Origin of the sequence: Pseudomonas sp. ATCC 13867, from assembly GCF_000349845.1 — a bacterium.
Taxonomy (GTDB): domain Bacteria; phylum Pseudomonadota; class Gammaproteobacteria; order Pseudomonadales; family Pseudomonadaceae; genus Pseudomonas.
Genome location: NC_020829.1, coordinates 1,951,615 through 1,976,486, shown reverse-complemented (window position 1 = coordinate 1,976,486; position 24,872 = coordinate 1,951,615). Strand labels below are relative to the sequence as shown.

Here is a 24,872-nt window from a genome sequence, read left to right as displayed (position 1 = left end):
GAAACTCATTAATATATGAACTTCTCGCCATCGCAGTCCGCCCAAGGAACTCCATGCCCTCACCCACGACCTGGCCCGCCTCGCTGCGCGCACTCCGTCACCGCAATTTCCGCCTGTATTTCCTCGGTCATGCCGTTTCCACTCTCGGCACCTGGATACAGCAGGTGGCGCTCGCCTGGCTGGTCTATCGGCTGACCAACTCCGCCGCCCTGCTCGGCGTGACCACCTGCGTCGCGCTGCTGCCGCAATTGCTGGTCGGCCCGCTGGCCGGTGCCTGGATCGATCGTCACGACAAGCGCCTGCTGCTGCTCGGCACCCAGACCCTGCTGGCGGTACAGGCGCTGACCCTGGCCGGGTTGACCGCCAGCGGGATGATCGGCCCGACGCTGATCGTCGCAATGTCCGCCCTGCTCGGCGTGCTGAACGCGGTGGACACGCCGCTGCGTCAATCGTTGCTGAGCCGCTTCGTCGACGACCGCGACGACCTGCCCAACGCCCTGGCGCTGAACGCCACGCTGTTCACCTGCTCGCGCTTCATCGGCCCGCCGCTGGCCGGACTGCTGCTGGCGATGGTCAGCGAGGCGACCTGCTTCGCGCTGAATGCCGCGTCCTACCTGGCGCTGGTCATCGGCCTGCTGCTGGTGCGATTGCCGCCGGCGATGCGCGCCACGGGCAGCATGGGCAGCGTGTTCCGCGAAGGGCTGAACTACGCGCTGCAGACGCCCAACGTGCGCATGATGATGCTCAGCGTGCTGATGGTGAACCTGACGGCATCCAGCTATGCCTCGCTGCTGCCGGTATTCGCCCGCGACATCTTCGCCGGCGACGCGCGCACCCTTGGCTGGCTGTGGGGTGCAGCCGGGCTCGGCTCGCTGCTGTCTTCGGTATTTCTCGCCGCGCGGCAGAACGTCGGCGCCCTGCCCCGGCTCATCCTGCTTTCCGCCATCGCCAACGGCGCCGCCCTGCTCGTCTTCGCCGTCAGCCGCAACCTGCCCTTGTCGTTGCTGGCGATGGCCGTGCTGGGCTTCGGCGTGACGATCAACAACGTCGGCACCAACATCATTCTGCAAGGCCAGGCGCCGGAAGAGCTGCGCGGGCGCGTGGTATCGCTGTACACCTCCACCCGCTTCGGCTTCGACGCCATCGGCGGCCTGCTCGCCGGGCTGATCGCAGCGAGCTTCGGCGGTCCCTGGGCGATGGCGGTGGCCGGCGGTCTGCTGCTCGCCTACTGCGTCTGGCTGGGCACCCGGCCTAGGCCGGCTCCGCCAACTGACGCGCATTCCCGGCCCGCAACATGAGGAAGGCAAGGAAGCAGCCGATACCGGCGCTTCCTACCACTGCGCACATCGGCAGCGGCGTGCCGTTTGCCAGGGCCCCGACCAGCGCGCTGAGGCCTGCGCCAATGGCGAACTGTCCCGCCACCGCCAGGCCGGCCGCTGCGCCCGCCTGACGCGGGAATAGCGCCAGCAAGCTCGCAACACAATTGGCGCCGAGCAATCCGGTGACGCTGACATAGGCCAGAAGGCAGGCCGCGATCGCGGGCAAGCCGCCGATTCCGGTGCTGCCACAGAACAGCAGTCCAAGCCCCGCCAGCAGCGCCACCAGCGAACCAAAACCAAGCATGCGCTGCGGCCCGAGCCGGCCGACCAGGCGCGCGTTCAGCCACGTTACGACGATGATCCCGCCGATGTTCATGCTGAACAGCCAGGCGTAGGTCTGCGGCGAGACGCCGAAGAGCTCGATGTAGACGAAGGGCGACGCAGTGATGAAGGCGAACATGCCGCCGAACGGCAGCCCCATGCACAGCAGGTAACCGATGGCGCGCGCATCTGTGGCGATGATCCAGTAGGCGCGGAAGGCGTCCGCCACGCTGCGGCCGCGATTGTCCGATGGGTGCGTCTCCGGGATACGCAGCGTCACCGCCAGCAGGCACATCAGGGCGAAACCCAGCAGCGCGGCGAAGATCGCCCGCCACCCGGCGATGTCCGCCAGCAGACTACCCAGCAGCGGCGCCACCAGGGTGGCGAACATGGTCACCAGGTGCATCAGCGACAGCACCCGCGCCGCCTCGGCCAGTGGGAACAGGTCGCGGACGATGGCCCGCGCCAGCACCGCCGCGGAAGCACCGCCCAGTGCCTGAAGGAAGCGCCAGAGAATCAGGCTGGTGGAACTGTCGGCCACGATGCAGCCGATCGTCGCCAGCAGATAAAGAACGATCCCGCCAAGCAGCAGCCGACGACGGCCGAAGCGATCGGACAGCGGCCCGTACCCCAGCATGCCCAGGCACAGCCCGGCGAGGAACACGCTGATGGTCATCTGCACATCGCTCTCCCCTGCACCGAGGTCGCGGGCGATCAGGGGCAGGCTGGGCAGGTAGGTGTCGATGGACAGCGGCGCGAAGGCTACCAGGGCGGCGAGCAGCGGGATCAATCGCTGCGGCCTGGCGAGGATGGACATGGAAGGCTCCGGTGGAATTCAAACGGAGCACAACGTTAACAAGTTAATGAAATGCGGGAAAGACGGTCAGCGCCAGGCTTCTTCCTTGTCCCCCGCCTTGCTCTGCCGATACTCGCCCGGTGCCATCCCGGCATTGCGGGTGAAAAAGCGGCTGAAATAGGCCGGGTCCTTGAAGCCTAGGTGGTAGCAGATCTCGTTCACCGAACTGCCGGTGAACAGCAGCAGGCGCTTGGCCTCCTGCATCACGCGTTCGTGCACCAGTCGCTTGGAGGGAAGTCCCGCCACGCGACGGCAGATATCGTTGAGCCGCGCTTCGGTCACGCCGATCTGGCTGGCGTAGTCGGTCAGCGGCCAGTGCTCCGCGTAGTGCTCCTCGATCAGCGCATTGAAGCGGTGGAAGAACTGCAGGTCGTCGCGCCGTGTCGGCTGCGCCTTGAGCGAGCGCGCGGAAAGCCGCAGCAGGCTGATGAAGATCAGCCGGGTCAGGGACACCAGGCTCATCTCGCGCCCCGGCCGCGCCGCGCGGAACTCCTCGCGCAGCATGTCGAACAGCCGGTCGACGCGCTCCACCTCGTCGCGGTAGGTCTCGTCCAGTTCGCTGAACGCCACGCACACCGCGCCGATGCGCGGCCCGCCAGCCAGCCCCTGCTCCGGCTCGAGCAACGGCCAGAGCAGTTGCTGGCGGACCGTGAGTACATGGCCGTCGGCATCCGACTCGGTGACGAAGGCATGGGGAATGGTCGGCGGCGTGAGGAAGAACAGCGGCCCCTGCTGGTGGTAGTGCTCTTCGTCGAGGTAGACGCGCACCGAACCGCTCTTCACGTAATGCACCTGGAAGAAGCGGTCGTGCCGATGCACCGGCATGTTGCGGCCGAAGAAGTCCGCCAGCTTGCCGAGTTCCTCGTAGTGCACCTCGGCATCGGCATAGCGCAGGTCGTAGACCTGGCCGATGTCGATGTTGGGAATGGGTGCGCGGGTGGCCATGGCGGAATCTCCGTATTCGGAGCGAAGGATCGCGAGCAAGCTCGCTCCTACGAGAACCTCAGGGCTTGACCTGCTTCAGGTCGTTGAGCAGCTGCAGCAACTGGTCGAGCTTTTCCTCGCCGAATTGCTCCTGGATCTTGCGGTAGTTCGCCTCCATCCCCTCGCTCATGGCGATGTAGCACTGCTGGCCCTGCTCGGTCAGGCAGACGAACACCCGGCGCTGGTCCTGCTCGGACTTCCAGCGGCGCACGATGCCGTCGCGCTCCAGGCGCGACAGCACGCCGGTCATGCTCGGCTTGAGGATGCACGCCTGGTGGGCCAACTGATGGCTCTCCAGCTCGCCGCGCTGGCGGAGGATACGGATCACCCGCCACTGCTGCTCGGTCAGGTCATGCTCGTTGAGCAGCGGACGGAAGAAGCCCATTACGGCCTCGCGGGCCTGCAGCAGCGTGAGGGCAAGGGAAGTGCGTGAACTTTGCATGAGGTGGCGCTCGCTCCTGAATGCCCCTTGAATAACAGGATTTTAACCAGCAACGCGGCCCCGTGGGCAATTCCCCCTGCCCCGCAGCCGGCCCACGGCAGCAACTGTCTTCTGGTTTCCCGCGTCCGCGAGGATGACGGAGTTCCCAGATGACGCCATATAGCTCCCAACTCCGTCATCCTCGCGAACGCGGGGATCCAGAATTCAGGTGGCAGCCACCTGTCATTCTCGATCAAGCCGCTGGCAGCGCGGAACAATTCCGCCATGCGCTTTCCCGATTAAATCCATGCCACAGGTCGACAGCGGAAACATTGCCGCTTGACCTTCATTAACATGTTAACTATAAACGTTTCCATGTTAACGAAATGCGCGCCGGGAGATCGAACCGGTGCGAAAACGAATTCCCAGTTCAGGAGAGCACCATGCGCCGCGCAGTCAGCGAAGTCGCTCAAGGCACCCTGTTCGGCGTCGCGCTGAACTACCAGGGCTTGCTGGAAAGCCGTCTCGGCGAATTCAACGAGCCGCCGTACCAGAAGCCGCCGGTCAAGCCGGTGTTGTTCATCAAGACGCCGAACACCCGCAACGCCAACGGCGAGCCGGTGATCTTCCCGCGTGACGTGCAGCGCCTGCAGCCCGGCCCGGCCCTCGGCGTGGTGATCGGCAGGAATGCCAGCCGCGTCAGCGCCGACAGCGCCATGCAACACGTCGCCGGCTATGTGATCGTCAACGAATTCAGCCTGCCGGAAGACAGCTACTACCGCCCGGCGGTGAAGGCCAAGTGCCGCGACGGCTTCTGCCCTATCGGCCCGGAAGTGGTCGGCACCGGCGAGATCGCCGATCCGCACGCCCTCGCCCTGAAAGTGTTCGTCAACGGCGAACTGCGCCAGCAGAACAGCACCGCCAACCTGGTGCGCAGCATTCCCCAACTGATCGCCGAGATCAGCGAATTCATGACCCTCCACGAAGGCGACGTGCTGATCACCGGCACCCCGGAAGGCCGCGTCGATGTGCAGCCCGGCGACCGTGTGGAAGTCGAGATCGACGGCCTCGGGCGTCTCGTCAGCAACGTGGTAGCGGAGTAAGGAGCCAGCCATGAAACACGCACGCATCCGCTATCAGGGCGAAACCTTCGCCGTCACCGTGGAAGAAGGCAACGCCGTCCGCCTGCCCAATGGCCGCCTGCTCGCCGAATCCCGGGTGGAATGGCTGCCGCCCGCCACCGGCAGCATGTTCGCCCTCGGCCTGAACTACGCCGACCACGCCGCCGAGCTGTCCTTCAAGGCACCCACCGAGCCGCTGGCGTTCATCAAGTCCAAAGGCACCTACACCGGCCACAACCAGGTCACCTGGCGCCCGGACGACGTCGCCTACATGCACTACGAGTGCGAACTGGTGGCGGTGATCGGCAAGCCGGCGCGCAACGTCAAGCGCGAGGACGCGCTGGACTACCTGGCCGGCTACACGGTGTGCAACGACTACGCGATCCGCGACTTCCTGGAGAACTACTACCGGCCCAACCTGCGAGTGAAGAACCGCGATGCCACCACGCCGGTCGGCCCGTGGATCGTCGATACCGCCGACGTGCCGGCCCCGTCGAAGCTCACCCTGCGCACCTGGGTGAACGGCGAGCTGAAGCAGGAAGGGACCACCGCGGACATGATCTTCGACATTCCCTACCTGATCGAATACTTCTCCAGCTTCATGACCCTGCAGCCGGGCGACATGATCGCCACCGGCACGCCGGAAGGCCTGGCCGACGTGGTGCCGGGCGATGAAGTGGTGGTGGAAGTGGAAGGCGTCGGCCGCCTGGTCAACCGAATCGTCAGCGAGGCCGAGTTCTTCGCGAACCGCGCCGGCCAGCAATGAATAGAGGCAACAGCAGCATGATCAAGCACTGGATCAACGGCCGCGAGGTCGAGAGCAAAGAAGTCTTCGAAACCATCAACCCGGCCACCACCGAAGTGATCGCCGAAGTCGCCAGCGGCGGCGCGCAAGAGATCGCCATGGCGGTCGCCGCGGCCAAGGAAGCCTTCCCGAAATGGGCCGCCACCCCCGCCAGGGAACGCGCGAAGCTGATGCGGAGGCTCGGTGAGCTGATCGACCAGAACGTGCCGAACCTGGCCGAGCTGGAGACCCTGGACACCGGTCTGCCGATCCACCAGACCCGCAACGTGCTGATCCCGCGCGCCTCGCACAACTTCGAGTTCTTCGCCGAAGTCTGCACCCGCATGGATGGCCACAGCTACCCGGTCGACGACCAGATGCTCAACTACACCCTGTACCAGCCGGTTGGCGTGTGCGGCCTGGTGTCGCCGTGGAACGTGCCGTTCATGACCGCCACCTGGAAGACTGCACCGTGCCTCGCGCTGGGCAACACGGCAGTGCTGAAGATGTCCGAGCTGTCGCCACTGACCGCCAACAAACTGGGACGCCTGGCGCTGGAAGCCGGCATCCCGGCCGGAGTGCTGAACGTGGTGCAGGGCTACGGCGCCACCGCTGGCGACGCCCTCGTCCGCCACCCGGACGTGCGCGCGATCTCCTTCACCGGCGGCACCGCCACCGGCCGCAGGATCATGCAGACCGCCGGCCTGAAGAAATACTCCATGGAACTGGGCGGCAAGTCGCCGGTGCTGATCTTCGATGACGCCGACCTCGACCGCGCCCTCGACGCCGCGCTGTTCACCATCTTCTCGCTGAACGGCGAACGCTGCACCGCCGGCAGCCGGATCTTCATCCAGGAGAGCGTGTACGACACATTCGTCGCCAAGTTCGCCGCCCGCGCCAAGCGCCTGATCGTCGGCGACCCGCAGGACCCGAAAACCCAGGTCGGCTCGATGATCACCCAGGCCCACTACGACAAGGTCACCGGCTACATCCGCATCGGCATCGAGGAAGGCGCGACCCTTCTCGCCGGCGGCCTGGAACGTCCGGCCAACCTGCCGGCGCACCTCGCCAAGGGGCAGTTCATCCAGCCCACCGTGTTCGCCAACGTGGACAACCGTATGCGTATCGCCCAGGAGGAAATCTTCGGCCCGGTGGTGTGCCTGATGAAATTCAAGGACGAGGCCGAAGCGCTGCGTCTGGCCAACGATACCGAATACGGCCTGGCCTCCTACATCTGGACCCAGGACATCGGCAAGGCCCACCGCCTGGCCCGCGGCATCGAGGCCGGCATGGTGTTCATCAACAGCCAGAACGTCCGCGACCTGCGCCAGCCATTCGGCGGCGTGAAGGGTTCGGGCACCGGCCGCGAAGGTGGCGAGTACAGCTTCGAGGTGTTCGCCGAAGTCAAGAACGTGTGCATTTCCATGGGCAGCCATCACATCCCCCGCTGGGGCGTGTGAGCGCGACCCGATGACAGAGCGGCCGTCCGAGGCCGCCAGCATCGCCGGCGTGCAGCCACAATCACAAGAATCCGGGCGCCCCGCAGGCGGCGCCCAACACCAGGAGAATTGTCATGGGCAAAGTCGCTCTGGCTGCCAAGATCACTCACGTTCCATCGATGTACCTCTCCGAATTGCCCGGCCCGCGCCAGGGCTGCCGCCAGGCGGCCATCGACGGCCATCGCGAAATCGGCCGCCGCTGCCGTGAGCTGGGCGTGGACACCATCGTGGTGTTCGACACCCACTGGCTGGTCAACGCTGGCTACCACATCAACTGCGCCCCGCATTTCCAGGGCGTGTACACCAGCAACGAACTGCCGCACTTCATCTCCAACATGGAGTACGAATTCCCCGGCAACGCCGAACTCGGCCGCATCCTCGCCAGGAGCTGCAACGACCTGGGCGTGGAGACCCTTGCCCACGACGCCACCACTCTCGGTCCCGAATACGGCACCCTGGTGCCGATGCGCTACATGAACGAAGACCAGCACTTCAAGGTGATTTCGGTCTCGGCACTGTGCACCGTGCATTACCTCAACGACAGCGCGCGCCTCGGCTGGGCGATGCGCAAGGCCGTGGAAGAGCACTACGACGGCACCGTGGCCTTCCTCGCCAGCGGCTCGCTGTCCCATCGTTTCGCCCAGAACGGCCAGGCCCCGGAATTCGCCGACCGCGTCTGGAGCCCCTTCCTCGAAGTCCTCGATCACCAGGTGGTGGAGATGTGGCAGCAGGGCCGCTGGCAGGAGTTCTGCGGGATGCTCCCGGAATACGCCGCCAAGGGTCACGGCGAGGGATTCATGCATGACACCGCGATGCTTCTCGGTGCGCTCGGCTGGTCGAAGTACGACGGCAAGGCAGAGGTCGTGACGCCCTACTTCGGTTCCTCCGGTACCGGCCAGATCAACGCGATCTTCCCGGTCACGCCGCAGGACGGCTCGGCGATTCCAGACGCCCAGGCGTCGAATCCCGGCGCGAATCCTTCCGCAGGCCGTCTCTGAGGAATCGCCCATGCCGCACTTCATCGCCGAATACACCGACAACATCGAGCAAGACGCCGACCTGCCCGGGCTGTTCGAAAAGGTCCATGCCTGCCTGGGCGCCAGCGGCGTGTTCCCGCTCGGCGGCATCCGCAGCCGCGCCGTGCGCCTGGACACCTGGCGCATGGCCGACGGCAGGCACGACTACGCGTTCGTCCACATGACCCTCAAGGTCGGAGCCGGGCGTGATCTGGAGACCCGCCGCAAGGTCGCCGAGGAACTGTTCGCGGTGATCACCGCGCACTTCGCCGAACTGCAGGGACGACGCCTGCTGGCGCTGTCGTTCGAGATGACCGAGCTGCACGCCGAGTTGAACTTCAAGCAGAACAACGTCCATGCGTTCCTCAAGGGTCAGGCGAGCTGAGCACAGAGCCCATCCGAACCCACTGCACTCACACACAAGAAGCATAAAGCCATGAGTCCAGCCATCCCCGCGAACACCATCGACCTGCCCGTCAACGACAGCATCCACAGGAGGATCACCTGGCGGCTGATGCCGCTATTGCTGGTCTGCTACATCTTCGCCCACCTCGACCGCATCAATATCGGCTTCGCCAAGCTGCAGATGAGCGGCGACCTGCACTTCAGCGAAACCGTCTACGGCCTGGGCGCCGGCCTGTTCTTCGTCGCCTACGCCATCTTCGGCGTGCCCAGCAACCTGATGCTGGAGCGCGTCGGCCCGCGTCGCTGGATCGCCACCCTGATGGTGGTCTGGGGCCTGCTTTCCACCGCCATGCTGCAGGTCACCAGCGCCGAAGGCTTCTACACCCTGCGCCTGCTCCTCGGCGTGGCCGAAGCCGGTTTCTTCCCCGGCATCCTGGTCTACATCAACCGCTGGTTTCCGGCTCATCGCCGTGGCCAGGTGACCGCTCTGTTCGCCATTGCCGTGCCCATGGCCGGGGTGATCGGCGGGCCGCTGTCGGGTTGGATCCTCGACGGCTTCCACGACTTCCTCGGCATGCGTGGCTGGCAGTGGATGTTCCTCATCGAGGGCCTGCCGGTGGCCCTGCTCGGCATCCTGGTCTGGTGCAAGCTGCCGGAAAGCTTCGAGGACGTCCGCTGGCTCAGCGACGAGCAGAAAGCCGGCCTGCGCAGCCAGATGAACAGCGAGGAACAAGGCAAGTCGATCACTTCGTTCTCCGGCATCCTCCGCGACGGCCACGTCTGGCTGATGGTGGCGATCTACTTCGCCGTGATGCTCGCCGTGAACACCATCGCCTTCTGGATGCCCAGCCTGATCCACACCGCCGGCATCGCCCAGGACAGCCGTATCGGCATGCTCAGCGCCATCCCCTACCTGGCCGGCTGCATCTTCATGGTCGCCCTCGGCCGCTCCTCCGACAGCCGCCGCGAACGCCGCTGGCATCTCTGCGTACCGCTGCTGATGTCCGCCATCGGCCTCGTCGCCGTCGCCCTGGTTCCGCAGAACGCGCTGCTGGTGATGGTCGGGCTGGTGGTCGCCGGCATGGGCGCCAGCGCCGCGCTGCCGATGTTCTGGCAACTGCCGCCGGCCTTCCTCGCCGACCGCACCCAGGCGGCCGGCATCGCGCTGATCAGCTCGTTCGGCAGCGTCGCCTCGTTCCTCGCGCCCTACCTGATCGGCTGGATGCGCGACACCACCCAGAGCGCCAGCCTCGCCCTGTACCTGCTGGCCGCGCTCATCACCCTCGGTGGCCTGCTGGCCCTGAAAACCCCGGCCGCCGTGGTCAACCCCCGTTAAGAGATTGCTCGTCATGCTCGACCAGAACCTCATCCAGCAAGCCGCCGCCCGCCTCGACGCCGCCGAGCGCGAGCGCACCCAGGTGCGCCAGTTCTCCCTGGATTATCCGGAAATCACCATCGAGGATGCCTACGCCATCCAGCGTGCCTGGGTGGCGAAGAAGATCGCGGACGGGCGCAGGCTGATCGGCCACAAGATCGGCCTGACCTCGCGCGCCATGCAGGTCTCCTCCAACATCACCGAGCCGGACTACGGCGCGCTGCTCGACGACATGCTCTTCGAGGAAGGCAGCGATATCCCCTTCCAGCGCTTCATCGTGCCGCGCATGGAAGTGGAACTGGCGTTCATCCTCGGCAAGCCGCTGCGCGGGCCGAACTGCACCGTCTTCGACGTGCTCGACGCCACCGAATGGGTGATCCCGGCGCTGGAGATCATCGACGCGCGCATCCAGCAGATCGACCCGGACACCAGGGCCACCCGCAAGGTCTTCGACACCATCTCCGACAACGCCGCCAACGCCGGCATCGTGATGGGCGGCCGCGCCGTGCGCCCGACGGAGATCGACCTGCGCCGCGTGCCGGCGATCCTCTACCGCAACGGCGTGATCGAGGAATCCGGCGTCTCCGCCGCGGTGCTCAACCACCCGGCCAAAGGCGTGGCCTGGCTGGCGAACAAGCTGGCGCCCTACGACGTCACCCTGGAAGCCGGGCAGATCATCCTCGGCGGCTCGTTCACCCGCCCGGTCGCCGCCGCGCCCGGCGACACCTTCCACGTCGACTACGACCAGCTTGGCTCGATCGCCTGCCGATTTGTCTGACCGTCTCTTCGTAGGAGCAAGCTTGCTCGCGAAAGGAGTTCCCATGCACGTCCCAATCAACGACTTCAAGGCTCGCCTGAAGTCCGGCGAAGCGCAGATCGGCCTCTGGCTCGGTCTGGCCGATCCGTACTGCGCCGAGCTGGCTGCCAATGCCGGCTTCGACTGGCTGCTGATCGACGGCGAACACGCACCCAATGACCTGCGCAGCCTGCTCGGCCAACTGCAGGCGGTAGCGCCCTACCCCAGCCACCCGATCATCCGTCCGGTACTCGGCGATACCGCGCTGATCAAGCAACTGCTCGACATCGGCGCCCAGACCCTGCTGGTGCCGATGGTGGAGAGCGCCGAACAGGCTGCCGAGCTGGTCCGTGCCATGCGCTATCCACCCTCCGGCATTCGTGGCGTCGGCAGCGCCCTTGCCCGCGCCTCGCGCTGGAACAGCATTCCCGGCTACCTCGACAAGGCCGACGAGCAGATGTGCCTGCTGGTGCAGATCGAGAATCTCGAAGGCCTGGCCAACCTCGATGCCATCGTCGCCGTCGAAGGCGTGGACGGCGTCTTCATCGGCCCCGCCGACCTCAGCGCCGCCATGGGCCACCGCGGTAATCCCGGCCATCCCGAAGTACAGGCCGTGATCGACGACGCCATCGTTCGTATCCAGCGAGCGGGCCGGGCAGCCGGCATCCTCAGCGCCGACGAGAGACTCGCTCGGCACTATCTGGAGCTGGGAGCCCGGTTCGTCGCAGTAGGTGTCGACACCAACCTGCTAATGCGCGCGCTTCGTGATCTGGCAGAGCGTTTCAAAGGCTCCGCCGTCACCTTTGCGCCGACGGTACCGGCTGTGTACTGACCCGCCAGCTCACCGGATACCCCTGCTGTGCCGTACTTCGGCACAGCAGGGGCTATTGCTCGATGGGCAGGCATAACAAGAATAACAAGGAGCCACCATGAACAGCATTCCCTCCCAGATAGAGCGCGCAACCCGTCGCTCCCTGCTTCTCGTCGGACTTCTCCCCCTGGCCGTTCAGGCCTCTTTCGTCGACGATAGCAGCGGTCGCCTGGACCTGCGCAACTTCTACCAATTGCGCGACTTCCGCCAGCACGATGCCCGGCAATCCCAGGCCGGCGACTGGTCCCAGGCTTTCGTCCTGCGCCTGCAATCGGGCTTTACCGAGGGCACTGTCGGTTTCGGCCTGGATGCCACAGGGCTGCTAGGTGTCAAGCTGGACTCCGGAGCCGGGCGCAGCGGCGACGGTACCTTGCCATTCGGCCCGCAATCGCATGAGCCCGTGGACAACTTCAGTCATGCCGGGCTGACCGCTAAGGTGCGCTATGCCAAAAGCCAGTTGAACATCGGCTTGCTCGAGCCACAACTGCCCGTGGTATTCCGCGACGACACCCGACTCCTGCCGCAGACATTCCAGGGCGCCCTGCTGACTTCCAGCGACGTCGACAAGCTGACCCTGACCGTTGGCCAGTTGTGGCAGAACCGTCCACGGGACTCATCCGCCGCCGACAACATGTACATCATGGGACGCAGCAGCGAGTTCAACAGCAACCAGTTCAACATCGCTGGCGCCGGCTACGCCCTGACACAGAACCTCAGCGCCAGCTATTTCTATGGCCAGCTCAAGGACATCTACCACCAGCAGTATGCTGGCCTGCTGCATGATCTGCCCCTGCGCGATGGCCTATCGCTGCGTAGCGACCTGCGCTACTTCGACAGCAACGACGATGGCCAGGCGCGCTCCGGAGCGGTGGACAACCGCAACCTAAGCATGATGTTCACGCTACGCGGCGGTGCCCACTCAGTCTCGGTCGCCTATCAGAAGATGATGGGCGACAACGGCTTCCCTACGCTGAACGGATACACCCCGCCTTATTCGCCGAACCTGATGACAGTCCAGACTTTCACCTTGCCCGGTGAAAAGTCCTGGCAGTTGCGCTACGACTATGACTTCGCCTCGCTGGGCCTGCCCGGCCTGACCTTCATGACCCGCTATGCTCGCGGCGACGACATCGAACTCGGAGCGAGCTTGCAGGATGGACATGAATACGAACGAGACAGTGACCTGGCCTATACGCTGCAGAGCGAGTCGCTGAAGGGGCTTTCGCTGCGTTGGCGCAATGCCTCCGTACGCACCAGCTACGGGCCGGACATCGACGAAAACCGCTTGATCGCCAACTACAGCATTCCCCTCTGGTAAAGAGACAGGCCAACGCAACGGGAACATCGTGCCGCCCGCCAGCCCGACGGGCTCACTCGTCCCGCCGCAAATCCGGCGGGATCGGCAGGTCCGGCATCGGCCCCGGGCGCTTGCCCTTGCCGGCGCGGAACTGCTTGAGCTGGTAGACGTAGGCCAGCACCTGGGCGACGGCGAGGTAGAGACCGGCGGGAATCTCGTGCTCCAGTTCGGTGGAGTAGTACACCGCCCGCGCCAGCGCCGGCGACTCCAGCACCGTGATCTTGTGCTCCTGGGCCACCTCGCGGATCTTCAGCGCCATGAAGTCGTTGCCCTTGGCCAGCAGGCGCGGCGCACCGGAGGCTGCGGGGTCGTACTTGAGGGCGACGGCGAAGTGCGTCGGGTTGGTGATCACCACGTCGGCGTCCGGCACCGCCTGCATCATCCGCCGCTGCGCCATCTCGCGCTGCATCTGGCGGACCTTGGCCTTGACCTCCGGCTTGCCCTCGGAGTCCTTGTACTCGTCGCGCACTTCCTGCTTGGTCATCATCAGCTTCTGGCGGTTGTCCCAGAGCTGGTAGGGCACGTCCACGGCGGCGATCAGCATCAGGCTGCAGGCCAGCCAGAAGGCGCTCCAGCCGACCACCTTGGCGGAGTGCAGCAGCGCCTGCCCGGTGGGCTCGTGGGCCATCGCCAGCAGGTCGTCCTTGTCCGACTGCAACACCAGGATCGCCACGGCGAGCACCACGGTGAACTTGATCAGCGCCTTGAACAGTTCCAGCAGGGATTTGGCGGAAAACATCCGCTTGACCCCTTCCAGCGGGTTCAGGCGGTTGAACTTGGGTGCCAGCGCCTCGCTGGAGAACAGCCAGCCGCCCAGGGCCACCGGCCCCAGCAGGGCCGCCACCAGCAGCAGCGCGAGGATCGGCCACAGGCCCTCGCCGGCGATCCGTCCGGCAGTGGCCAGCAGGCTGAGCATGTTGTCGCTGTTCATCACCGTCTCGCGGGACAGCTCGAAGCTGCCGCGCATCAGGCGCATCAGCGCGTCCGCCAGGCCCGCGCCATAGATCAGCAGGCCGCCGGCGCCGGCGACGAGCACGGCGAGTGTATTCAGCTCCCGCGAACGCGGCAGTTGACCTTTCTCGCGCGCCTCCCGGCGCCGTTTCTCCGTGGGTTCCTCTGTCTTGTCCTGACCGCTCTCGCTTTCAGCCATCGCCGGCTACCTCGCTCGAACCAGTTCGCGGAGCAGTTGCAGCCCTTCGCTGGCGAGGGACTGGTACTGCGACAGAATGTCGGCGCTGCCGATCCAGACGATGATGAAGCCCATCACCAGGGTCAGCGGGAAGCCGATGGAGAAGATGTTCAGCTGTGGCGCGGCGCGGGTCATGGCGCCGAAGGCCAGGTTGACCACCAGCAGCGCGGTGATCGCCGGCAACGCCAGCAGCAGGCCGGCGCCGATGATCCAGCCGAGCTTGCCGGCCACGGTGATGAAGTGATTGCTCGACAGCCCCTCGCCCACCGGCAGGGTGACGAAACTTTCCGCCAGCACCTCGAACACCACCAGGTGTCCGTTCATGGCCAGGAACAGCAGGGTCACCAGCATGGTGAAGAACTGCCCGAGCACCGGAACCGAAATACCGTTGGTGGGATCGACCATCGAGGCGAAGCCCAGGCCCATCTGCATGGAGATGATCTGCCCGGCGATGACGAAGGCGTGGAACATCAGTTGCAGGGTGAAACCGAGCATGGCGCCGATGAGGATCTGCTCGCCGATCAGCAACATGGCCTTCACGCTCAGCGCGTCCACCTGCGGCATGGGCGGCAGGTTCGGCACCAGCACCACGGCGATCGCCAGGGACAGGTAGAGGCGCACGCGGGTCGGCACCAACTGCGTGCCGATGATGGGCATCACCATCAGCAGCGCGGCGATGCGGAACAGCGGGAACAGGAAGGCCCCGACCCAACCGCCGATCTGCGCGTTGGTGAGCTCCAGCATCAGCCGATCAGCGTCGGAATGCTGTTGAACAGCGTCTGGGTGTACTCCATCAGCTGCCGAATCAGCCAGGGCCCCAGCACGATCAGGGTGAGCAGCACCACGATCAGGCGCGGCAGGAAGCTCAGGGTCTGTTCGTTGATCTGGGTGGCGGCCTGGAACATCGCCACCACCAGGCCCACCAGCAGGCTGGGCAGGATCAGGATGGCGACGATCATCGCCGTCAGCCAGAGCGCTTCGCGAAACAGGTCTACCGCGACTTCGGGGGTCATATCTGCTCCAGTCGTTCAGCAGCGTGCAGGAGCGAGCTTGCTCGCGAACCGCAATGGTACAAGAGCCTCGCGAGCAAGCTCGCTCCTACGGAAGAGCCGTGCATCGCTACACCGTCCCGAAACTGCCGGCCAGGGTGCCGATGATCAGCGCCCAGCCGTCCACCAGCACGAACAGCATGATCTTGAACGGCAACGAGATGATCAGCGGCGACAGCATCATCATGCCCATCGCCATCAGCACGCTGGATACCACCAGGTCGATGATCAGGAACGGGATGAAGATCATGAAGCCGATCTGGAACGCGGTCTTCAACTCCGAGGTGACGAAGGCCGGGACCAGGATCGTCAGCGGTGTGGCGTCGGCACTCTGGATGTCGGTGCGCTTGGACAGGCGCACGAACAGCTCCAGGTCCGACTGCCGGGTCTGCGCCAGCATGAAGGCTTTCAGCGGCACCTCGGCGCGGCTGATCGCCTCCTGCGCCGGGATCTGCTCGTTGAGGTAGGGCTGCAGCGCGTTGGCGTTGATCTTGTCGAACACCGGCGCCATGACGAACAGGGTGAGGAACAGCGCCAGACCGATCAGCACCTGGTTCGACGGCGTGCTCTGCAGGCCCAGCGCCTGGCGCAGGATGGAGAAGACGATGATGATCCGGGTGAAGCTGGTCATCAGCATGACGAACGCCGGGATGAAGCTCAGCGCGGTCATGATCAGCAGGATCTGCAGGCTGACCGAGTACTCCTGCTGCCCCTGCGCGTTGGTGGTCACGGTGATCGCCGAGATCTGCGTCGGATCGGCGGCAAAAGCCTGCGGCACGACCAGCGCCAGCAGTCCCAGAAGCAACGGCGCGCTGCGCTTGAGCGCGCCGAGCAGAGCGGAAGGATTCGGCGAACGGGTCACTGCGGGCGGCCCTTGTCCTTGTTCAGCAACTCCAGCAGGCGCTGGGCGAATTCCGGCTGCGCCGGTTCCGAGTCGGCGGCGTGCACCGGCTGGCGCAGCACGTGCAACGGGGTGATGCGGCCGGGGGTCAGGCCGAGCAGGATCTGCTCCTCGCCCACCTGCACCAGCACCAGCCGGTCACGCGGGCCGAGGGCCTGGCTGGACACCAGGCGGATCGCCTGGTTGCCGCGCGGACCGACCTGCTGCACGCGACGCACCAGCCAGGCGAGCAGGAAGATCAGCCCGACCACCAGCACAAGGCCCAGCAGCAACTGCATCAGCTGCGCGCCGGCGCTGCCGGTGATCACACTGGGCGTGGAGCTGGCATGGACGATGGCGGGCGTCGACACCGGCGCCTTGCCGTCCTCGCCGAACGCCAGCAGGGACAGCCCCGCCAGCGGCAGGGCGCTGAGGATCGCGGACAGGCGGGCCATGTCAGCGCAACTTCTTGATGCGTTCGCTGGGACTGATCACATCGGTGAGGCGGATGCCGAACTTCTCGTTCACCACCACCACCTCGCCGTGGGCGATCAGGGTGCCGTTGACCAGCACGTCCAGCGGCTCGCCGGCCAGGCGATCGAGTTCGATCACCGAGCCCTGGTTGAGCTGCAGCAGGTTGCGGATGCTGATGTCGGAATTGCCGACCTCCATGGAAATGGTCACCGGAATATCCAGGATCACGTCCAGGTTCGGACCTTCCAGGCCGGCGATGGTCGGCGCCTTGGGCGCCATGCCGAATTCTTCCATCGGCGCGCGCGGCGCGGCCGCTGCCACCGGGGTGGCGCCGCCCTGGGCCATCAGCGCATCGATGTCGTCCTGGGTGGCGTCGCCCGCCTCGGAGAGCGCAGCGGCCCACTCATCGGCCAGGGCCTGTTCTTCGGGAGTCACGTTGTCTTCGTCTGCCATTGGTGGGTCCTCTTGCTCAGCGCGGGCGCTCGAGCGGGTCGAGAATCTGCAAGGCCAGGTTGCCCTTGTGCGAACCCAGCTTGACCTTGAAGGAAGGCACGCCGTTGGCGCGCATGATCATGTGTTCGGGCAGCTCCACCGGGATCACGTCGCCCGGCTGCATGTGCAGGATGTCGCGCAGCTTGAGCTGGCGGCGCACGACGGTGGCGCCCAGCGGCACGCTGACGTCGAGGATGTCCTCGCGCAGGGCGTTGATCCAGCGCTCGTCCTGATCGTCCACGTCGGACTGGAAGCCGGCATCGAGCATCTCGCGGATCGGCTCGATCATCGAATACGGCAGGGTGATGTGCAGGTCGCCGCCGCCGCCGTCCAGTTCGATGTGGAAGGTGGACACCACCACCACTTCGCTGGGGCTGACGATGTTGGCCATCGCCGGGTTCACCTCGGAGTTGACGTACTCGAAGGTGATCGGCATCACCGCGTGCCAGGCCTCGGCGAGATCGACGAAGGCCTGCTCGATGACCATCCGCACCACTCGCAGCTCGGTGGGGGTGAACTCGCGGCCCTCGATCTTGGCGTGCCGGCCGTCGCCGCCGAAGAAGTTGTCCACCAGCTTGAACACCAGCTTGGCGTCGAGGATGAACAGCGCGGTGCCGCGCAGCGGCTTCATCTTCACCAGGTTGAGGCTGGTGGGCACGTACAGCGAGTGCACGTACTCGCCGAACTTCATCACCTGCACGCCGCCCACGGCGACGTCCGCCGAACGGCGCAGCAGGTTGAACATGCTGATGCGGGTGTAACGGGCGAAGCGTTCGTTGATCATCTCCAGGGTCGGCATGCGACCCCGGACGATACGGTCCTGACTGGTCAGGTCGTAGGACTTGATCGTCCCCGGCTCGACGTCGGACTCGGTTTCCACCAAGCCGTCGTCGACGCCGTGCAGCAGCGCGTCGATCTCGTCCTGGGAAAGTAGATCCTGCATGGCCATGACGGGCACCTACTGCAATACGAAGTTGGTGAAAAGCACTTGCTCCACGGTCAACTGACCGGTGGCCTTCTTCGCCAGTTCCTGAAGACTGGCCGTGGCCTGCTGGCGCAGCATTTCCTTGCCCACCGGGGTCACCAGCGAGTCGAAATTCTGGCTGGAGAACAGCATCACCAGTTGGTTGCGCACCAGCGGCATCTGCTCGCGCAGCGCATCCATCCGCCCCTGGTCGCGGCCCATCAGCGCCACCGACACCTGAAGGTAACGCTGGCGGCCGTTCTGATTGAAGTTGACCACGAAGGATGGTGCGAGGATTTCGTAGATCGCCTGCTTGCGGGCGGGCGCCGCGCCGTCCTCGGCTTTCGCCTCGGCCTCGGCGGCGGGCTTGGCGTTCTTGCTGAGGAAGAACCAGGTGCCGCCGACCGACAGCCCCACCGCCAGCAGGAACGCCAGGGCGATAAGGATGATGAGCTTCAGCCTGCCCTTGCCGGGGGCCTGGTCATCAGGGAAGGGAGGCGTCTGATCTTTCTTGGCCATGCCAAATATCCGTCACTTTTCCGGCGCGATGCGCAGATACCGGAGGTAGGAGCAAGGGCTGTGCCAGTTTGTACTTGTCGGACTGGCGCCGCCGCGGATATTACAGGCTAGACGGAGGATGTCACGGGGCGGGGAGAGAAATTTCCGGGGCGTGGGAATTAGCCGTGGACTTCGACGGCGGCCCGCAGGCAGTGGCCAAGTAGCCATTCTGTAGGAGCGAGCTTGCTCGCGAACAGATTTCCCCGGCCACATCGGTGCCGGGCGATTCGCGAGCAAGCTCGCTCCTACAAGAACGCCCGAGCCGCTATCAGGCGTAGTAATCCACCAGCCCCCGGCCCTGCGCCGCCACCCGCGGGCGAATCTCGGACACGCCGCCGATCATCGGCTCGTCATCCCCACTCTCGGAACGGCCGGCGCGTCGGGAGGCACCGCGCTCGTCCCCACCCTGCTGCTGCCAGCCACGGGCGGACTGGTCGGAAACGTTGACGTCCAGTTGCCCCATGCCCTGCTGACTGAACATCTCGCGCAGACGGTGCTGCTGGCTGTCCAGCGCTTCGCGCACGCCGGCGTTGGCGCTGACGAAGTTGACCTGGGTCTGGTCGGCGCTCATGTGGATGCGCACTTCCAGGCGGCCAAGGTCGGCCGGGTCCATCTGGATCTCGGCGGACTTGAGGTTCTGCGAGGACATCCACATCACCCGGTCCACTACCTGATCGGTCCAGCCGTTCTGCTGCACCGACACCGGCTGCCCCGGCACCAGTGGGTTCACCGGGCGGTTGGTCAGGGCCTGGGGGGTGTTGAGCGCCTGGGTCAGGGAGTCCAGCCGCGAGGCAAACGACTCGTTGCGCGGCGCCTCGGGCTTGGTTTCGACCTGCAGCTCCGGCAGTGGCTGGCTCAGGTCGGCCTGCAAGGCTCCTTCGGCAAGCTTGCCGTCGGCAGCCTTTGCCGTGGCATCCGGGTTCAGCGCGGAAAGCATCGCCGACAGGTCGGCCTTGGCATTGCCGTCCACCGGTTTGTCGCCGGCCTTGGCCGCCACGTCACCGGCCACCTGGGCCTGCTGGAGTTGCTGCGCCTGGTCCTGGGCGCCCTGATCGAGGGCCAGTCCCACGCCGGGTAGCGCGTTGAGCTTTTCCAGATCGCCATCGGTGCTGGCCGCGGTCTGCTGGCCAATGCCACTGCTGATCACCAGCGGCGGCGCCTCGCTGACCGGCAACTGGCCGGTCATGCCCAGCATCAGCAACGGATCGAGAGTGGCGTCGGGCTTCTCCTCGCCCTCGCCCAACCGGCTGTCACCGTCAGCCGGCAAGCCCTTGCCGTCATCGGCAAGCGCTGGCTTGTCGGCGGCAGCCGGCTCCTTGGCAGCGTTGCTGTCGACCGCCTTGCCGGAGGCGTCCCCGGGCTTCTCGGTCTTGGGCTTGGCGGCCTTGTCCGGGCGCTCGCTGGCCGCCGGACGCTTCTCCCGCGAGTAGACGTCGGCGAAGCTGGAACCCTTGTCGCTGGCGGCATCGGGCGAATTTTGCGCAGGCTTGGAGAGCGCCGCCTTGGGCCTGGGATCAGGCGTAGGCGTCAATAAAATATCCGGGGCGACAGCCATCGGAGTTCTCCGTTGATGTGAATATCCACCACGGAGATAGCAAGGGGCGGGCCAAGTCGCTTTTCAGGTAGGGAGGGTCAGGTGCGGCCGGGCAGCAACAGGGTGCGGACGATGGAAAATTCGCGCTCGACTTTCGCGATCAGCCCCTGCGCGGCGGCCAGGTCGTTGTGCCGGGCAGCCTCTTCGAGCTGCTTGCACAGGCCGCTCAGCACGGTGGCGCCCATGTTCCCGCAACTGCCCTTGAAGCTGTGCGCCGCATGGCGCAACGCAGCGCCATCGGCCGTCGCGAAGGCCGCACGGATACCACGCAGACGCTCCTCGGAATCGCTCAGGAAGGTCTCCACCAGCAACGGGTACTCGTCTTCCATGATCGACAGCAGGTTGCTCAGCACGGCGCCATCGAGATGCGGCTCGGACATTCGGCACTCCCGGTAGGTCAGCTCGCCACCCGGCGGGGCGAGCGAAGGCCGGATTATGCCTGAGCCGACCAGAAGAACTCCACGGAGACCGATGTGCCATCAGCCGACCACTGGCAGCGGTCCGCCAACTGCCGTACCAGCGCCAGGCCGCGCCCGCAGAGGCTACCGGCGGCGCGCTGGGAGGCCAGTACCGCACCAACGTCGAAGCCATCGCCACTGTCCTCCACCCGCACCAGCAGGCGCCCGCCCTCGCCGTGGGGCGCGAGGTCGAGGTGGAAGCGCACGAAGCCGTCGCGCAATTCCGCCAGGCGCTGGCTGCGCTGCTGGTAATAGCGGGCGAAACCGGCGGCGTCGCATTTGAGCGAGGAATCCAGGCCCATCACGCCGTGCTCCAGGGCGTTGGAATACAGCTCGGCCAGCACGGTGTAGAGCGCACCGCCCTTGGGCCGCAGGTCCTGCACTTCCATCAGCAGCTGCAGCAGGAACGGCAGCGGGTTGAAATGGCGCAAGGTCGGCGCGCGAAACTCGAAGCTGGCGGACCAGTCCAGCGGGCCGCTCAGGCCGCTGTCGGAGAAGGCCAGCGGCGGCCGTTGCAGCGAGTGCTCCGGCACCAGCACGACTTCCAGCATGCTGACGTCGTCCTGCACCTCGCCGCGGAAGCGCGCCAGCGCCGACTGGATGCTGTCGAACAGGCGCGACGGCGACGGCTCGCTTTCGTAGACCTCGCGCAGGCGCTGCTCGCCGAACATCTCGCCGGCGGCATTGCGCGCCTCGGTCACGCCATCGGAGAAGAGGAACACGCGGTCGCCCTCCTCCATGCCGTAGACCTCGCAGTGTTCATTGAACGCCGCCGCATCCAGAATACCCAGCGGCAAGTGGCGCGACACCAGCGGCAGCGCTTCGCGCTTGTCCTGGCGCAGCAGGTAGCCATTGGGCAGGCCACCGTTCCACACCTCAACCAGGCCGCGCTGGAAGCTCAGGTTGAGCATGGTCGCGCAGCAGAACACGCCCACCGGGAGGATGCGCTTGAGCTTGGCGTTCATCTCGCGAAGGATGTCCGCCATCGGATAGCCCTTGGCGGTCATGCCATAGAACACCTCGGCCAGCGGCATGGCGCCGATGGCCGCCGGCAGGCCGTGGCCGGTGAAGTCGCCGAGCAGCACGTGCATGCCGCCGGAGGGCTTGAACGCCGCCAGCAACAGGTCGCCGTTGAACAGCGCGAAGGGCGATTGCAGGTAGCGGATGTTCGCCGCGTTGAGGCAGCCCGAGTGCGCCACCTTGTCGAACACCGCCTTGGCCACCCGCTGCTCGTTGAGCAGGTGTTCGTTGTGCCGGGCGATCAGGTCGCGCTGCTCCAGCACCATCCGCTGCAGGTGGTGCAGGCGGCCCATCGCGCGAATCTTGGCTTCGAGGATGACGCGGTTGTAGGGCTTGGAGATGAAGTCATCGCCGCCCGCCTCCAGGCTCTGCACCAGCGCCTCGGTCTCGCTCAGCGAAGTGAGGAAGATGATCGGCACCAGCTCTTCGCCGGCCTGCCGGCGAATCCTGCGCGCGGCCTCGAAGCCATCCATCACCGGCATCAGCGCGTCCATCAGCACCAGTTGCGGGCGCTCCTGGGCGAACAATGCCAACGCCTCCAGGCCATTGGCGGCGGTAATCACCCGATGCCCCTGGCGGCTGACGATGGTGGACAGCAGCAGGCGGTCGGCGGCGTTGTCGTCGGCGATCAGGACCGTGAGGAAGTCAGCCATGTCCGCGCTCGTCTGGCAGACAGCCGGTTCAGCTGATCGTGAACAGCTGTTCGAAGTTGGAGATGGCGAGGATCTTGCGCACGTCCGAGTTGCAGTGCTCCAGGCTGATCTGTGCGTTCTCGCCGCCGGCATGGTCGCGCAGCAGGAGCAGCATGCCCAGCGCCGAGCTGTCCAGGTAGGTGGCGCCCTTGAGGTCCACCACGTAGCGCTTGGGCGTGGTGTCGACGCGTTCGTAGGCGTCGCGAAACTCCTGGTGCGCGCCGAAATCGAAACGCCCCTGGATCACGATGGTCAGTTCCTGCCCGTCAGCGGAAGGTACGGAAGTGATGGCCATGCGGTTCTCCTTTGGGGCCTGTTCAAGGTCACGCCGGGCTCAGCCGGGCGCGGTGGGAACGAGTGAAACGAAGCGTAGCGCAGTGGCAAGCCCGAGACCGCTCCGAAGGGCGAGCACGGCGCGTCTGAAGATGTAGCAGCAAGTCATGGCAGCGGCAACCTCGGAAGCTATCGGAAAGCCATCACCGGGCCCTGCCGAATTTCAGCGAAATGGACCATCGGCCCACACGGACAGGGCAAATGCCGTTACCCTTTTGTGCTGCGATACCCGACCGAGGCTCGCCAGAAGCCTGCGCCGGGTTGCGCTCTGCAATGGAGGGGAGCATGCACAAGTCCATTCTCATCGTGGCCTGCGCTGTTTGCACGGTGCCGTATGCGAATGCCCAGGTGATGCAGCGCGAGCTGGGCGATTTCGAGCTGAAACTCGCCAATTCACCGACCCGCAGCATGGCCCAGGGGCTGGTCCAGCCTGGCCAGGCGAACAGCGCCCAGGGCGGTGTGGACGTCAGCCACTCCAGTGGCTGGTACGTCGGCAGCTGGACCTCGAACCTCGAGCAGGAAAAGCCACTGGAGATCGACACCTACACGGGCTTCAAGCACCCGCTGGGCAACGGCAAGCTGGGCTACGAACTGGGCACCCTGCGCTACACCCGCCCCGAACAGCCGGACTTCGACAGCCAGGCGCTGTACGGCGGCCTCTCGGTGTTCGGCAGCCGCCTCGGCGCGGCCTACAGCAGCCAGGGCGGCCGCAGCAGCGCGACGCTGTTCACCGACCTGGGCCTGGAACAGGACGTGGGCTTCGACCTGTCCTTCAAGTATTCCACCTACAGCCTCGCCGAGCCGGCGAGCCTGAGCGGCGGCGGCAGCGTCAGCGACTTCGGCGACTGGTCGGTGAACCTCAGCCGGCCCTGGCTGGGCATCGACCTGAACTTTTCCTACAGCGGCAGCAGCCTGACCGGCAGCGATTGCAGCGCCTACTCCGGGCACAACACCTATTGCGATACCGCCTTCATGTTCAAGGCTTCGCGGCCGTTCTTCTGACTCGCGCACCAACGCATTTCGTCGCGGCGAGCTTGCTCGCGAACCCGCCCAACGCCGATGTCGCCGGGGAAACCCGTTCGCGAGCAAGCTCGCTCCTGCGGGTCGCCATCCTGGCCATGCCGATGAGGAGGCGTGACCCGCGTCGATCAGGCACGGCATGACATCCGGTCCAGTTCCGCCGCAGCCAGGTGCGCCACCGCCAGGTCGCTGTCGGCGGCCATGTCATCGTCGAGGAACCAGGCGGCGGACAGCCCGGCGAAGGCCAGCACCCACTCCAGCAGGCGGCGCCGGTCCAGTCCGCCGTGCTCGACCAGCACGTCCAGCTGGCGAAGGAAGCGCCGACGCTCGCGGGAGGTCGGCAGGTCCGGGTTGCAGAGCAGGTTGGCGTAGTCGAACAGACGCTCGCCGTGGAGGCGCTTGGGATCGATCACCAGCCAGCCACGCGGGCCGAAGTCGAGGATGTTGTCGTGGTGGATGTCGCCGTGCAGCACGGCCTTGTCGTGCTCGCTGGCCAGCAGCGCTTCGGCGGTGTCCAGGCAGCGCGGGAACAGGCCGCCGTAGCGTGCGGCGGCGGGCGCCAGGTCGCGGAACCAGGCGCGCAGGCCGATCAGCTCCGGCAAGGGTTTGCCGCGCGGCCGGTGCAAGTGCCGCACCACGTCGCAGGCGATGCGGCTGGCCTGGTCGTCCTCGCCGTGCAGGGCCATGTGCATCAGCGAGCGCGTGCCCTCGGCGCGCTCCATCAGGATCACCTCGCCGTCGTGGGCATAGACCCGCGCCGCGCCCTCTCCGTCCCACCAGCGCATGACCCGCGAGCCGGCCTGTTCTTCCGCCTCGAGGGCGATCTTGATCATCGCCGCGCGGCCCTGCCAGCGCACCGGCAGCAGGTGGCTGCTGTGGGTAACGATGGGATCGCCGTCGATGCCCAGGTTCCACCGTTTCAGAAAGTCGTCGAACATCCGCTGCCTGACCGTTGAGCCTGTCTGGGGGAAAAAAGCTTAACACAGCCACACGGATCCCCCTGCGCAGGTGCGTCGGCAGCTCT

The 24,872-nt window shown here is 65.8% G+C and carries 27 protein-coding genes; 11 read left to right on the top strand and 16 right to left on the bottom strand.

Annotated elements, in window-relative coordinates:
- Positions 1–53: 53 nt before the first annotated feature.
- Positions 54–1,298, top strand: a complete 1,245-nt coding sequence (locus H681_RS09040) for an MFS transporter (RefSeq protein WP_015476550.1) — start codon at positions 54–56, stop codon at positions 1,296–1,298.
- On the opposite strand, the gene H681_RS09035 is transcribed toward H681_RS09040, so the two are convergent.
- The 3 genes from H681_RS09035 to hpaR form a co-directional block, all read right to left on the bottom strand.
- Positions 1,252–2,457: a Bcr/CflA family multidrug efflux MFS transporter gene (locus tag H681_RS09035; protein ID WP_015476549.1), complete on the bottom strand. Its 1,206-nt coding sequence runs from the start codon at positions 2,455–2,457 to the stop codon at positions 1,252–1,254. The genes H681_RS09040 and H681_RS09035 overlap by 47 nt on opposite strands.
- A gap of 66 nt (positions 2,458–2,523) precedes the next feature.
- Complete coding sequence (gene hpaA / locus H681_RS09030; RefSeq protein ID WP_015476548.1) at positions 2,524–3,441, bottom strand: 4-hydroxyphenylacetate catabolism regulatory protein HpaA; 918 nt, start codon at positions 3,439–3,441, stop codon at positions 2,524–2,526.
- A 58-nt stretch (positions 3,442–3,499) separates the two neighbouring features.
- Positions 3,500–3,922 carry a homoprotocatechuate degradation operon regulator HpaR gene (gene hpaR, locus H681_RS09025; protein WP_015476547.1) on the bottom strand — a complete coding sequence of 141 codons (423 nt, stop codon included), beginning with the start codon at positions 3,920–3,922 and terminating at the stop codon, positions 3,500–3,502.
- A 422-nt stretch (positions 3,923–4,344) separates the two neighbouring features.
- On the opposite strand from hpaR, the gene H681_RS09020 reads away from it, so the two are divergent.
- The 9 genes from H681_RS09020 to H681_RS08980 all read left to right on the top strand — a co-directional run bounded on the left by H681_RS09020 (position 4,345) and on the right by H681_RS08980 (position 13,086).
- Positions 4,345–5,004, top strand: a complete 660-nt coding sequence (locus tag H681_RS09020; protein ID WP_015476546.1) for a fumarylacetoacetate hydrolase family protein — start codon at positions 4,345–4,347, stop codon at positions 5,002–5,004.
- Between the two features lie 10 nt (positions 5,005–5,014).
- Entirely contained in the window at positions 5,015–5,788 is a 774-nt protein-coding gene (locus H681_RS09015) for a fumarylacetoacetate hydrolase family protein (RefSeq protein WP_015476545.1), read from the top strand.
- A 17-nt stretch (positions 5,789–5,805) separates the two neighbouring features.
- Positions 5,806–7,266, top strand: a complete 1,461-nt coding sequence (gene hpaE, locus H681_RS09010) for a 5-carboxymethyl-2-hydroxymuconate semialdehyde dehydrogenase (protein WP_015476544.1) — start codon at positions 5,806–5,808, stop codon at positions 7,264–7,266.
- Positions 7,267–7,379: 113 nt separating this feature from the next.
- Entirely contained in the window at positions 7,380–8,303 is a 924-nt protein-coding gene (gene hpaD, locus H681_RS09005) for a 3,4-dihydroxyphenylacetate 2,3-dioxygenase (RefSeq protein WP_015476543.1), read from the top strand.
- Between the two features lie 10 nt (positions 8,304–8,313).
- The gene (locus H681_RS09000; RefSeq protein ID WP_015476542.1) at positions 8,314–8,706 is read left to right on the top strand and encodes a 5-carboxymethyl-2-hydroxymuconate Delta-isomerase; all 393 of its coding nucleotides are present in this window, start codon (positions 8,314–8,316) and stop codon (positions 8,704–8,706) included.
- Between the two features lie 51 nt (positions 8,707–8,757).
- The gene (locus H681_RS08995; protein WP_015476541.1) at positions 8,758–10,062 is read left to right on the top strand and encodes an MFS transporter; all 1,305 of its coding nucleotides are present in this window, start codon (positions 8,758–8,760) and stop codon (positions 10,060–10,062) included.
- Positions 10,063–10,075: 13 nt separating this feature from the next.
- On the top strand, positions 10,076–10,879 hold the full coding sequence (gene hpaH, locus H681_RS08990; protein ID WP_015476540.1) for a 2-oxo-hept-4-ene-1,7-dioate hydratase: 804 nt from the start codon (positions 10,076–10,078) through the stop codon (positions 10,877–10,879).
- A 43-nt stretch (positions 10,880–10,922) separates the two neighbouring features.
- Entirely contained in the window at positions 10,923–11,729 is an 807-nt protein-coding gene (hpaI, locus tag H681_RS08985; protein WP_015476539.1) for a 4-hydroxy-2-oxoheptanedioate aldolase, read from the top strand.
- 97 nt (positions 11,730–11,826) lie between these two features.
- A complete protein-coding gene (locus H681_RS08980; protein ID WP_015476538.1) occupies positions 11,827–13,086 on the top strand; it encodes an OprD family porin in 1,260 nt (419 codons plus the stop codon).
- 52 nt (positions 13,087–13,138) lie between these two features.
- Here the strand turns inward: H681_RS08980 and flhB are convergent, their stop codons facing one another.
- From flhB to H681_RS08920, 12 genes are all read right to left on the bottom strand, one after another.
- On the bottom strand, positions 13,139–14,275 hold the full coding sequence (gene flhB, locus H681_RS08975) for a flagellar biosynthesis protein FlhB (protein WP_015476537.1): 1,137 nt from the start codon (positions 14,273–14,275) through the stop codon (positions 13,139–13,141).
- Between the two features lie 6 nt (positions 14,276–14,281).
- Positions 14,282–15,058 carry a flagellar biosynthetic protein FliR gene (fliR, locus tag H681_RS08970; RefSeq protein ID WP_015476536.1) on the bottom strand — a complete coding sequence of 259 codons (777 nt, stop codon included), beginning with the start codon at positions 15,056–15,058 and terminating at the stop codon, positions 14,282–14,284.
- Positions 15,058–15,327, bottom strand: a complete 270-nt coding sequence (gene fliQ / locus H681_RS08965) for a flagellar biosynthesis protein FliQ (protein WP_015476535.1) — start codon at positions 15,325–15,327, stop codon at positions 15,058–15,060. The genes fliR and fliQ overlap by 1 nt, the downstream gene beginning before the upstream one ends.
- Before the next feature lie 106 nt (positions 15,328–15,433).
- Entirely contained in the window at positions 15,434–16,168 is a 735-nt protein-coding gene (gene fliP / locus H681_RS08960) for a flagellar type III secretion system pore protein FliP (protein WP_442961262.1), read from the bottom strand.
- 53 nt (positions 16,169–16,221) lie between these two features.
- Complete coding sequence (gene fliO, locus H681_RS08955; RefSeq protein ID WP_015476533.1) at positions 16,222–16,698, bottom strand: flagellar biosynthetic protein FliO; 477 nt, start codon at positions 16,696–16,698, stop codon at positions 16,222–16,224.
- Position 16,699: 1 nt separating this feature from the next.
- Positions 16,700–17,170 (bottom strand): flagellar motor switch protein FliN, encoded by a 471-nt coding sequence (gene fliN / locus H681_RS08950; RefSeq protein WP_015476532.1) that lies wholly within the window; start codon positions 17,168–17,170, stop codon positions 16,700–16,702.
- Between the two features lie 16 nt (positions 17,171–17,186).
- Positions 17,187–18,158 carry a flagellar motor switch protein FliM gene (gene fliM, locus H681_RS08945; protein WP_015476531.1) on the bottom strand — a complete coding sequence of 324 codons (972 nt, stop codon included), beginning with the start codon at positions 18,156–18,158 and terminating at the stop codon, positions 17,187–17,189.
- Positions 18,159–18,167: 9 nt separating this feature from the next.
- Positions 18,168–18,692, bottom strand: a complete 525-nt coding sequence (fliL, locus tag H681_RS08940; RefSeq protein ID WP_015476530.1) for a flagellar basal body-associated protein FliL — start codon at positions 18,690–18,692, stop codon at positions 18,168–18,170.
- A gap of 307 nt (positions 18,693–18,999) precedes the next feature.
- The gene (locus H681_RS08935) at positions 19,000–20,286 is read right to left on the bottom strand and encodes a flagellar hook-length control protein FliK (RefSeq protein WP_015476529.1); all 1,287 of its coding nucleotides are present in this window, start codon (positions 20,284–20,286) and stop codon (positions 19,000–19,002) included.
- 77 nt (positions 20,287–20,363) lie between these two features.
- Positions 20,364–20,705 carry an Hpt domain-containing protein gene (locus H681_RS08930; protein WP_015476528.1) on the bottom strand — a complete coding sequence of 114 codons (342 nt, stop codon included), beginning with the start codon at positions 20,703–20,705 and terminating at the stop codon, positions 20,364–20,366.
- 53 nt (positions 20,706–20,758) lie between these two features.
- On the bottom strand, positions 20,759–22,456 hold the full coding sequence (locus H681_RS08925) for an ATP-binding SpoIIE family protein phosphatase (protein ID WP_015476527.1): 1,698 nt from the start codon (positions 22,454–22,456) through the stop codon (positions 20,759–20,761).
- A 28-nt stretch (positions 22,457–22,484) separates the two neighbouring features.
- Positions 22,485–22,790, bottom strand: a complete 306-nt coding sequence (locus H681_RS08920; protein ID WP_015476526.1) for an STAS domain-containing protein — start codon at positions 22,788–22,790, stop codon at positions 22,485–22,487.
- Between the two features lie 323 nt (positions 22,791–23,113).
- Between H681_RS08920 and H681_RS08915 the strand changes: the two genes are divergently transcribed.
- On the top strand, positions 23,114–23,830 hold the full coding sequence (locus tag H681_RS08915) for a TorF family putative porin (protein ID WP_015476525.1): 717 nt from the start codon (positions 23,114–23,116) through the stop codon (positions 23,828–23,830).
- Between the two features lie 146 nt (positions 23,831–23,976).
- On the opposite strand, the gene H681_RS08910 is transcribed toward H681_RS08915, so the two are convergent.
- Positions 23,977–24,786, bottom strand: a complete 810-nt coding sequence (locus H681_RS08910) for an aminoglycoside phosphotransferase family protein (RefSeq protein WP_015476524.1) — start codon at positions 24,784–24,786, stop codon at positions 23,977–23,979.
- Positions 24,787–24,872 lie beyond the last annotated feature (86 nt).